Annotated in this window: 13 protein-coding genes; all 13 read right to left on the bottom strand. The window is 29.0% G+C overall.

Going from position 1 to position 11,658, the window contains the following annotated elements:
* Positions 1-58 precede the first annotated feature (58 nt).
* Positions 59-298 (bottom strand): YlmC/YmxH family sporulation protein, encoded by a 240-nt coding sequence (locus VK998_RS01855; RefSeq protein WP_325224850.1) that lies wholly within the window; start codon positions 296-298, stop codon positions 59-61.
* A gap of 104 nt (positions 299-402) precedes the next feature.
* Positions 403-834 carry a dUTP diphosphatase gene (gene dut, locus VK998_RS01860; RefSeq protein WP_325224851.1) on the bottom strand — a complete coding sequence of 144 codons (432 nt, stop codon included), beginning with the start codon at positions 832-834 and terminating at the stop codon, positions 403-405.
* A gap of 10 nt (positions 835-844) precedes the next feature.
* Positions 845-2,119 (bottom strand): M16 family metallopeptidase, encoded by a 1,275-nt coding sequence (locus VK998_RS01865; RefSeq protein WP_325224854.1) that lies wholly within the window; start codon positions 2,117-2,119, stop codon positions 845-847.
* A gap of 28 nt (positions 2,120-2,147) precedes the next feature.
* A complete protein-coding gene (locus VK998_RS01870) occupies positions 2,148-2,855 on the bottom strand; it encodes a polysaccharide deacetylase family protein (RefSeq protein ID WP_325224855.1) in 708 nt (235 codons plus the stop codon).
* Between the two features lie 128 nt (positions 2,856-2,983).
* Positions 2,984-5,074, bottom strand: a complete 2,091-nt coding sequence (locus VK998_RS01875) for a polyribonucleotide nucleotidyltransferase (RefSeq protein ID WP_325224858.1) — start codon at positions 5,072-5,074, stop codon at positions 2,984-2,986.
* A gap of 110 nt (positions 5,075-5,184) precedes the next feature.
* Positions 5,185-5,454 carry a 30S ribosomal protein S15 gene (gene rpsO / locus VK998_RS01880; protein ID WP_325224859.1) on the bottom strand — a complete coding sequence of 90 codons (270 nt, stop codon included), beginning with the start codon at positions 5,452-5,454 and terminating at the stop codon, positions 5,185-5,187.
* A 106-nt stretch (positions 5,455-5,560) separates the two neighbouring features.
* The gene (locus tag VK998_RS01885; RefSeq protein WP_325224861.1) at positions 5,561-6,502 is read right to left on the bottom strand and encodes a bifunctional riboflavin kinase/FAD synthetase; all 942 of its coding nucleotides are present in this window, start codon (positions 6,500-6,502) and stop codon (positions 5,561-5,563) included.
* A gap of 10 nt (positions 6,503-6,512) precedes the next feature.
* Complete coding sequence (gene truB, locus VK998_RS01890; protein WP_325224863.1) at positions 6,513-7,406, bottom strand: tRNA pseudouridine(55) synthase TruB; 894 nt, start codon at positions 7,404-7,406, stop codon at positions 6,513-6,515.
* 4 nt (positions 7,407-7,410) lie between these two features.
* Positions 7,411-8,385, bottom strand: a complete 975-nt coding sequence (locus tag VK998_RS01895; protein WP_325224865.1) for a DHH family phosphoesterase — start codon at positions 8,383-8,385, stop codon at positions 7,411-7,413.
* Positions 8,378-8,755 carry a 30S ribosome-binding factor RbfA gene (gene rbfA / locus VK998_RS01900; protein ID WP_325224867.1) on the bottom strand — a complete coding sequence of 126 codons (378 nt, stop codon included), beginning with the start codon at positions 8,753-8,755 and terminating at the stop codon, positions 8,378-8,380. The genes VK998_RS01895 and rbfA overlap by 8 nt, the downstream gene beginning before the upstream one ends.
* 13 nt (positions 8,756-8,768) lie before the next feature.
* Entirely contained in the window at positions 8,769-10,844 is a 2,076-nt protein-coding gene (infB, locus tag VK998_RS01905) for a translation initiation factor IF-2 (protein ID WP_414713540.1), read from the bottom strand.
* Positions 10,845-10,851: 7 nt separating this feature from the next.
* Positions 10,852-11,118 (bottom strand): RNase P modulator RnpM, encoded by a 267-nt coding sequence (gene rnpM, locus VK998_RS01910; protein ID WP_325224871.1) that lies wholly within the window; start codon positions 11,116-11,118, stop codon positions 10,852-10,854.
* An 18-nt stretch (positions 11,119-11,136) separates the two neighbouring features.
* Positions 11,137-11,658, bottom strand: a 522-nt coding sequence (gene nusA / locus VK998_RS01915; RefSeq protein ID WP_325224873.1) for a transcription termination factor NusA, incomplete at its 5' end; no start/stop codon positions are given.

Raw genomic sequence — 11,658 nt, forward strand, 5'->3', positions numbered from 1 at the left:
CTGATTTTTAAAATCAAGTTTTATATTACTAATATTGGTTTATACTTTTAATATTCTACTATAATTCTACTATAATCATATCATTACCAATCTTTTTAATAGTATTCCAGGGGATTTCAATATCAAAATTTTCTCCAAAAAATTTAAACTGGAGCTTCCTTTCAGGGACTAACAAGGTTACTATTTTCCCACTTTTCTTATCAACGACAATATCTGAATCTGCAATTATTCCTAATCTTTGACCGTCATTTAAGTTAATTATTTCTTTTCCTCCTAGTTCACTAAGCATAATTGTCATCATACCATCTCCTTTAATTATATTTTTTATATTATATGATTTATTTTGATAATTATGTTTTATCATTTGCGGTAAACTAGGTATGATAACATTAGAAGAGTAATCTAATATCCTGTATGTCCAAAACCGCCTTCTCCTCTATTAGTAGAATTTAAAGAGGATACTTGAACAATTTCAACTTTTTCATACTTTACAATCACCATTTGAGCAATTCTATCTCCCTTATTAATAACATATTCTTCTTTACTTAAATTGATTAGTATTACTCCTATCTCTCCTCTATAATCACTATCTATAGTACCTATTCCATTTGCTAATGATATACCATGTTTTAAAGCTAGACCACTTCTAGCTCTTATTTGAGCCTCATATCCATTAGGAATCGAAATATACAAACCTGTTGGGACTAATGCCCTTTCCATTGGTTTTATTAATATTGGTTCATCTAAATTTGCATATAAATCCATCCCGGCAGATCCTTCAGTCTTATAATTAGGCAGAGGAAATTCACTTTTGTTTACTACTTTAATTTTCATATATATCACCTCAATTAAAAAATATTTCTTTTAAATTTTGTTGGATCTTCTCATGATCATCAAGCTTTCCAACATAAGCTATGTTGTACTTGGATTTGTCAAAAATTTTATATACTATATTTTCTATATCATCCATTTTAACAACGTCAATTTTTTTCAAAACTTCTTCTGGAGTAAACATTTTATTTACAAGAAGCTCAGATCTACCAATGTCTAACATTCTGTTAAAAGTACTTTCCATTCCTAATATATAATTACCTTTTAATTGTTCCTTCGATTTAGTTAATTCGTCTTTTGTAATTAGATTTATTTTCAAATCTTGTATATCTCCACTTATAAGTTTGGCAACATTTATTATTTGATCTACTCCTAAACCTGCGTATATATTGAAAGCACCTGTCTCTTGAAAAGAAACAGTATGAGAGTAAACAGAGTAGGCTAGTCCTTTGTCTTCTCTAATTTTCTGAAACAATCTAGAACTCATACTTCCACCAAAAATATTATTTAAAACCAATAGAGGATATAAAGCATCAGAACCTCTTTTTACTCCTTCCATGCCTATGCATAAATTTAGTTGTTCAATATCTTTGTGTTTATAACCTAAATTTTGCTTAATATTTGGCATATTATTGCTTTTATTATTATTAATAGTATATATTGAATTATTATTAAAATTTTCATTCAATAATTCTAAAGTATTTTTAGAATTAAAATTACCAACAACAGATATTACCATATTCTCTGGGATATAATTTCTATTATAATATTTTAATATAGATTCTCTAGTAAAACTATTTATAGTTTCATAAGAACCTAAAATAGGCAATGCTAAAGTTGTATTTTCAAACATTAGCCTACTCAATAAATCATAAACTAAATCTTCAGGTGAATCTAAATACATTTTAATTTCTTCTGAAATTACTCCTTTTTCTTTTTCAATATCTTCCTCATCAAATAAAGAATTATGAAACATATCAGACAATAGTTCTACAGCAATTGATAGATGCCTATCCAAAACTTTAATGTAAAAACAAGTATATTCTGTGCTAGTATAAGCATTTATTTGGCCACCTATATTATCTATTGATTGAGCAATATTTTTCGCAGTTCTATTTTTTGTACCTTTGAATAACATATGTTCAATAAAATGGGAAATTCCATTAGTAGACTTGTCCTCTTTTGTAATACCATTATTTATAAATATCCCAATAGAAGTTGAGTTAACATATGGAATAGTTTCCATAATAACCCTAATTCCATTATCTAGTTCATCTCTTGAGTACATATTTGTCCCCCTAAAATTTTTTATAAATTTATTTAATTATATCACTTACTGTACCTATTTTATATCCTTTATCAAATAAATAGGATATGATTTCAGGTAAAGATTTAACCGTTTCCTTTGTTGGATGCATTAACACTATGGCCGAATCATGTATTTTATTAGTTACTCTTTTTACAATTACTTCTTTTGTACTATCTTCCCTCCAATCTATAGTGTCAACACTCCACATAATTATATCGTAATTTAAATCTTTTGCTGCTTGTATTGTATTGTCATTATATGCTCCTGAAGGTGGAGCAAAATACATACTTTCAACATCTAGAATATCATATATAATATTATGGGCTTTTAAAATTTCTTCTTTGTTTTTTTCATAGTTTAATTTATCATAATCTATATGTCTATACCCATGATTACCTATCTGATGTCCAGCTTCATAAATAGTTTTTAATAGTTCGGGGTTTTTTTTAGCCCAAGTTCCAGTAACAAAAAAGGTTATACTTATATTATATTCAGAAAAGACATCTAACATTGGTTGAATGTATTCTTCACCCCAATCTATATTACATGCAAAAGATACAATTTTTTCATCTACATTACCTTTATAATATATATCCATTTGAAATGTTTCATCTACTTTATTATAAAAAGAAAAATAAATAGCTAGAATAGTTATTATAAAAATAATAATTAGTAAAGTATAAATAGTTTTTTTATTTACAATTAATATCCTCATTTTAACCCCTCCAAATATCTTTCTATCATATTTATATTCAGAGGAATGGCAATTTATATTAAAATTTTATTATTAAATTAAAAACATGAACCCAACTTGGTTCATGCATTTAGTAATACAGAAATCTTTTATTCTTTTTCTACTTTTGGTAAAGCAGCTTTTCTTGATAGATTTATTCTGCCTTGATTATCAATTTCTATTACTTTAACTAATACTTCATCTCCATTTGATAATACATCTTCTACTTTATTGATTCTTTCATTGGCAATATTTGAAATATGAAGCAACCCTTCTTTACCATTGATTATCTCTATAAAAGCACCAAAAGGTACTATTTTTACGACTTTGCCCATATAAATATCTCCAACTTCTACCTCTTTAATTACTTCAAGGATTAGCTCCTTCGCTTTTTCACCCATTTCCATATTTTCAGAAGCTATGGAAACTTTTCCGTCGTCATCTATATCGATTTTAACTCCAGTTTCATCTATTATCTTATTAATCATCTTACCTCCAGGACCTATAATATCTCTTATTTTATCTGGATGAACTTGCATAGTAATTATTCTTGGAGCATAAGGAGATAATTCTTCTCTTGGAACTGAAATAGCCTCTTTCATTTTTTCTAGTATATATAATCTACCAATTTTTGCCCTGCTTAAGGCTTCATTTAGTATACTCCTATCAATCCCTGATATTTTAATATCCATCTGAATAGCAGTTATTCCTTTTTTAGTACCAGCTACCTTGAAATCCATATCTCCTAAATGGTCTTCTAAACCTTGAATGTCAGACAAAATAGCTAATTTATCATCTGATTTGATCAATCCCATTGCTATACCAGCTACAGGTGATTTTATTGGAACTCCAGCATCTAATAAAGCTAAAGTACTACCACATACACTAGCTTGAGAACTAGAACCGTTTGAACTTAATACTTCAGATACTAGTCTTATTGTATATGGAAAATCTTCCACAGAGGGTATAACTGGCTCTAATGCTCTTTCAGCCAATGCACCATGTCCTACTTCACGCCTTCCTGGTCCTCTTAACATTCTAGTATCTCCAACACAATAAGGAGGAAAATTATAATGATGCATGTATCTTTTTGATTCTTCCTCGCTAATTCCGTCTATAATTTGAACATCACTAGAGGCGCCTAAAGTTGCAACGGTTAATACTTGAGTTTGACCTCTTTTAAATAATCCAGAACCATGAGCCCTAGGTAATAAACCTACTTCATTAGTTATAGGACGAATTTCGTCAACTTTTCTGTTGTCGGGTCTAATTCCTTCTTCTAATATAAGCCTTCGGACTTCTTCTTTTATTATTTCATCCAATACTTCAACTATATCTTTTTCATTTTCAGGATATTTTTCAATAAAATTTTGAACAGTTTTTTCTATCACTGATTCTATTTTTTCTTCCCTATCTTGTTTTTCGAAAGTTTGAATAGCTTCAATTAATTTACTTGTAGCATATTCTTTGACCTCTTTTTCGATGTCATTATCTGGTTTAAATACTACAAATTCTTGTTTTTCTTTTCCAACTTCTTCTTGAATTTGTTCAATAAAAGCGCATAATTTTTTTATTTCCTCGTGTGCAAATAGTATTCCTTCTAACATAATTTCTTCAGGTACTTCTTTAGCCCCTGCTTCTACCATCATAATTGCATCTTTAGTTCCAGAAACAACTAAATGAACATCAGATTTTTCTCTTTCGTCAGCAATTGGATTGATTACAAATTTTTCATCAACTAATCCAATTAATACAGAAGCAGTTGGTCCACTAAAAGGTATGTCAGATATTGACAGAGCTATAGAAGAACCTATCATACCAACTATATCTGGAGTGCAATCTTGATCAACAGATAAAACAGTAGCAATAACTTGTACATCATTCCTATAACCATCCGGGAATAACGGTCTAATAGGTCTATCAATCAACCTTGATGTTAAAATTGCTTTATCGCTAGGTTTACCTTCTCTTTTGATAAATCCTCCTGGTATCTTTCCAACTGAGTACAACTTTTCTTCAAAATCAACACTTAATGGGAAAAAATCTATTCCTTCTCTTGGTTCTTTAGAAGCCGTAGCGGTAACTAATACTACAGTATCTCCATATTGGAGTAAACAGGCTCCATTAGCTTGCTCAGCTACTTTTCCAATCGTTACAGAAAGATTTCTTCCAGCTAAATTATACTGAAACTGCCTTTCCATGTTCTACCTCCTTTTGATAATTTAACACGTTATTATTATAACCTTTTATTAATTAAAAACTCTTAATATTAAATGATAAATCAATAGAGCGGGATAGTTCCCCGCTCTTATTATCCTCTAATTCCTAATTTTTCAATTAAAGCACGATATCTTTCAATATCTTTTTTCTCTAAATATCTTAGTAAACCTCTTCTTTGACCAATCATTTTGAATAATCCTCTTCTTGAATGATGATCTTTTTTATGGGTTTTAAGATGTGCAGTTAAGGAATTAATTCTATGGCTTAATATTGCAATTTGAACTTCTGGTGAACCAGTATCTTTTTCATGTAACTTATATTTTTCAATAATTTGAGCTTTTTGTTCCTTAGTTATTGTCATTTAATATACCTCCTCTAATTTTATTTTCACCATTAGCTAAGTAAATCGCCGAGGTACGATAAACTTAGCTAAAGGTATTTCTTTCTAAGATTAATATTATCATATATTATTTAAAATGTAAATATTTTTGATTATTTTTAACATATTCTACATCTTTTTCTATCTGTTCAATTAATTCTTGTACTGTATTAAATTTGATATCATCCCGTAAAAATTCAATAAACTTTATCTCAATAAATTTATTATAGATATTATTATTAAAATCTATAATAAAATTTTCAATTTTGAGTTCATTTTCATTAAAGGTTGGATTGAAACCTATATTTGTTAAACTCATGTAATCTTTGTTATCTAGAGTAGTTGTGGTCATATATACTCCTGTTTTAGGTATTACATAATTTTCATTCAATCTTAAATTAGCAGTAGGATAACCCATTTTAGTTCCCCTGCTCTTGCCTTTAACAACCTTTCCTATCACCGAATAATGACGACCTAAAAAATCATTTGCTTTATTTATATCACCTTTTTTAATTAAATTACGTATAAAAGTACTACTTACCACTTCATTATCGAAGTAGATTGGTTTGATTATATTTACTTCAAACCTTTCTTTTTTACCTAAATCAATTAAATACTTACTATCCCCTATAGCTTTATGTCCAAACCTATAATCGAACCCGACTGTAACTAGTTTAGAGTTTAGTTTATTAATCAATATTTTTTTAACAAAATCTTCTGCAGATAATTTCATTATGTTTTTGTCAAAACCTATAGTATAAATTAAATCAACCCCTAATTTGCCAAATATATCCAGTTTTTGGCTATATGGAGTAATAAATTCTAATTTAGAATTTTGTTTGTTGGCTAATAAAGTCTTAGTATGATTTTTAAATAATAAGACTGAAGACCTTAAATTTCTTTCTCTTGCTTTTTTAATGTTGTCTTTAATTAAATATTGATGGCCAATATGAATTCCATCAAAATTTCCTAAAGCAATAGCAGTTTTATGTTTATTTTCTTCATAATTATTCAAATCTATAATTTCCATATTTACCACCTTATATAAGAACCTTGCTCATTTTTATATTGGCTATGTGATTATTTATTATAATTTGTGCTATTCCTATAAAACTATTTTTACAATATATCCTAATAGGTTTGTTGAACTGATAAGATTCAAGAATATTATTGTGCATAGGAATAATATTACCATTGATTAATGCATTATAATATTTATCTTCTACTTGTAATGAAGCTATATGGCCTATACTATCTCCAATCGGACAAATAATCGATTTTAATCCATTTTTATCTAAACTTCTTATAAAATCTAAACTATAGCTGTGCTGTATATTAAAGTCACCTACGCCAGTTCTAATCAAATAGGACATATAACCATATGTGCCTAATTTTTCTCCAATATCATGGCATAAAGTCCTTATATATGTTCCTCTAGAACATTTGACATAGAAAATAATTTTTTTACTATCAAAAATATCATATATTTTTAGATCATAAATACGAACCTTTCTAGAAGGTCTTTCAACAATTTTACCTTCCCTTGCTAACTCATATAATTTTTTCCCACCTTGTTTTAATGCAGAATACATAGGTGGTATTTGGTCTATTTCACCTATAAATTCATTAAAGACCTTATATATAGTAGCTTCATTAACTTTATTTGTAGAATAATTAATAACTTTCCCGTCTATATCTTGAGTATCAGTAGCAATTCCAAGAGTTAATTCACCAATATACTCCTTATCAACATCTAATAAATATTCACTAATTCTAGTTCCTCGACCTATACATAAAGGTAGAACTCCTGTTGCATTTGGATCCAAAGTTCCAGTATGCCCAATTTTCCTTATTCCCAAGATTTTTCTCATTTTGGATACTGCATCATGAGAAGTAATTCCTTTTGGTTTAAATAAATTTATTGTTCCATTCATATAATCACCTAAAATGCAGTAGAATTTCTTCAACTATAATATTTTTTGCTTTAGAAATATTTTCATAAATTGTACATCCAGCTGCTCTAACATGGCCACCACCATTAAATTTATTGCATATTTTTGATACATCAATTTGTTTTTTACTTCGTAAACTTACCTTTATTTCTTTTTCATCTAATTCCTTTAAAAGACAAGCTACTTCAATGGATTTGATTCCTCTTATAAAAGATATTATTCCTTCTGTATCCTCCATTTTGGCACCATTTGTTTTTAACATCTCTTGAGTAATGGCTACAATTCCAATTTTACCTTCTAAAAAAGTTTCTAGACTACTTAAAGAATTAATAAACAACTTTGTTCTTGCTATACTTCTGCTTTGATAGAGATTAATATTGATATAGTCAGTATCAATTCCTAATTTCAATAACTCTGATACAATTAAATGAGTCTTGTAAGTGGTATTACTATACATGAAACTTCCTGTATCAGTACTAATAGCTGTATATAGACATGTAGCAATATCTTTATCTATATCGATACCCATTTTTTCTATAAATTGATAAATTATTTCTCCTGTTGCAGCAGCTTTTGGAGATACTATATTAATATCTCCAAAATTATCATTTGTAATATGGTGATCAATATTTATAATATATTTTGCTTTTTCAGCAAATTTTCTTCCTTTACCTATCCGTTCTAAATCACTGCTATCTAATGTTATCAATAGTTCTATAGGTTTATCCAGATTATGATTCTTAATCAACTCAATACTAGGTAAAAATTCGTAATCTGAAGGTATGTTATCTACTTTAAGCACATTAATATTTCCTTTAAGCTTTTTTATAGCCATAGCTAACGCAAGTGTAGATCCTATATTGTCACCGTCTGGTTGTACATGAGATACAATATATATGTTTTTACATTTTTTTATAAGTTCAATTGCTTTTTCTATCGAAATATCAATTGGATTATTCATCCTTATCTCCTTGTTTATTTTTATCTTCCTTATTCACCTTTTCAATTAATTCAGAAATATAAAGGCTATGTTCTATAGATTCATCAAGATGAAATATAGGCTCTGGTGCATGTCTTAAATCTATTCTATTACCAATTTCTTTTCTAATAAAACCTTTAGCGCTTTTTAATCCTTCTAAAGTTTCATTTTTTATATCTTTATTGCCTAATACACTAACATATATATTTGCATAACTTAGATCGTTAGTTACCTCAACTTTTGTTATACTAGTCATTGAATTTACCCTTGGGTCTTTAATTTCTCTTGTGATTAACTGAGAAACAACTCTTCTAATTTCTTCAGATATTCTATTTATTCTCTTATTATTCATAAGGTTACACCCCTTATCTTTCTACTTCTTTCATAATAAATGCTTCTAAAATATCTCCTTCTTTAATGTCGTTATAATTTTCTAGCCCTAATCCACCTTCATATCCTGATGCTATTTCTCTAACGTCATCTTTAAATCTTTTAAGAGAAGATACTTTGCCTTCAAAAATTACTACATCATCTCTTAATAATCTAATGATACTATTTCTAGTTATTTTCCCTTGTTGGACATATATTCCAGCGACTACACCAACATTTGGTACTTTAAAAGTGGCTCTAACTTGTGCTCTGCCAATGACTTCTTCTATATATTTAGGTTCCAGCATTCCTTTTATAGCCGATTTAATATCTTCAATAGCATCATATATAACTCTATAAGTTCTAACATCTACTTTTTCCAGCTTAGCAATATCTAATGCATTTAAAGTAGGTCTTACATTAAATCCTATTATTATAGCATTTGATGCTGAGGCTAACATTATATCGCTTTCAGTAATTCCTCCAACTCCACCATGAATAACATTTATTTTAACTTCTTCATTTTCTAATTTTTCTAATGATTGTCGTTTAGCGTCTATAGTCCCTCTTACGTCTGTCTTAATAATAATATTAAGATCTTTGATTTCACCAAGTTGTATTTTTTCAAACAAATCATCTAATGATACTTTTTGAGATAATTTTAATTGTTCTTCTCTAACAAGTTCTTTTTTTCTATCAGCATAATTTCTTGCAGTTTTATCATCTTTGACTGCATATAATAAATCACCTGATAAAGGAACCTCGGATAGACCTAGAATAGCAACTGGTATAGAAGGTCCAGCTTTTTTTACTTTTTTACCTTTGTCATCAAACATTGCTCTCACTCTTCCGCTGGCACTTCCTGATACAACCATATCTCCAACTCTTAAAGTGCCTTTTTGGACTAATATAGTAGCAACAGGACCTTTACCTTTATCAAGTTGTGCCTCTATGACAGTTCCTACTGCTTTTCTATTTGGATTAGCTTTTAGTTCTTGCATTTCTGCAAGTAAAAGTATCATCTCTAATAAATCATCTATACCCTCTTTTTTCAATGCAGAGACAGGTACACTAATAGTGTCTCCACCCCATTCTTCAGGTACTAGTCCATGTTCTACTAGTTCTTGTTTTATTCTTTCTATATTTGCATCTGGTTTATCAATTTTATTTATTGCAACTATTATAGGTACATTTGCAGCTTTTGCATGGTTAATAGCCTCTATTGTTTGGGGCATTACCCCATCATCTGCAGCAACCACTAATATAGCCAAATCCGTTACCTGTGTTCCTCTAGCTCTCATAGATGTAAAAGCCTCATGGCCAGGTGTATCTAAAAATATTATTTTCTTACCTTCTATATTTACTATAGAAGCTCCAATATGTTGGGTTATTCCACCAGCTTCTTGTGTAGTCACAGAAGTTTTCCTAATAGCATCTAATAATGATGTTTTTCCATGATCCACATGACCCATTACTGTAACTACAGGTGGCCTTGGTTTTAAAGATGTAGGCTCATCATCAAAGTCTAGATCAAATTCGTTATCTATATCCTTTTCATCATCTGATTCTTCTAAAACAATTTTATAGCCAAATTCATCCCCTATAATACTAGCAGTATCAAAATCAATAGATTGATTTTGATTAGCCATAACACCTAATCCTATCAATTTAGTAATTATTTGAGTTGCATTTATACCCATTTTATCAGCTAAATCTTTGACTATTATATTATCATCTATTTCAATAATATTATCTTCTGATTTGTCATTATAGTTTTTGCTTGTGCTTTCAATCTTTTGCTTTTTATCGTCTTTATCTTCTACTTTAATCACCTTCTCTTTACTCTTCCAATCCTTTTCATTAGTAGTATTTTTATCTTCTTTAAAAAGTTCTTTTAACATTTCTGCCTCTTCACTTTCTAAAGAGCTCATATGACTACTAACGTTTAAATCTAACCCTTCCATCTTTTCTATTAATTCTTTACTTGTCATCCCAAGCTCTTTAGCCAGTTCATATACTCTTATTTTAATCAAACTATGCACCCCCAGTATTTTTACAGGTGATAATTCCATTTTATTATTAATCAATGCCAATTATATCATTTAGTTTTTCAAAAATTTTATCTGGTACTTGAAATCCTAATGCCTTATCTAGTTTTTTATTCTTTTTAACTTTAGATAAACAGTTTGAATCAGAGCATATATAAGCTCCTCTACCATTTATTTTACCAGTTAAATCAACATCAATATTGCCATCCTTATCTTTTACCACCCTAATTAATTCTTTTTTAGGCTTACTTTCATTACATGCAACACATTTCCTTAGAGGTATCTTTTTCTTTTTCATGTTTTCACCCCACCAGATTTAAGATTTTGATTCATCGTATTGACTTTCACTTTTTATATCTATTTTCCAATTAGTCAATTTTGCTGCAAGACGTGCGTTTTGTCCTTCCTTTCCAATTGCTAAAGATAATTGATAATCCGGAACTACTATTAAAGCGGATTTCTCTCTTTCGTTTGCTTCAACTTTAATTACTTTAGAAGGACTTAAACTATTAGCAATAAACTCTTCTATATTTTTGCTCCAAATTACTATATCTATTTTTTCCCCATTTAATTCTTCAACTATGGCTTTTACTCTGCTTCCTTTAAAACCAACACATGCACCTACTGGATCTACGTTAGAATCCTTTGAATGAACAGCAATTTTTGTTCTAGAACCAGCTTCCCTAGAAATAGCATAGATATCTACGACACCTTCATGAATTTCTGGAACTTCCAATTCAAACAATCTTTTAACTAATCCTGGATGAGATCTTGAAAGAATAATTTGAGGTCCTTTTGTTGTTTTTTTAACCTCTAATATAATTAACTTAATTCTATC

The sequence above is a fragment of the Schnuerera sp. genome (assembly GCF_035459645.1).
In the GTDB taxonomy this organism is placed as follows: domain Bacteria; phylum Bacillota; class Clostridia; order Tissierellales; family Tepidimicrobiaceae; genus Schnuerera.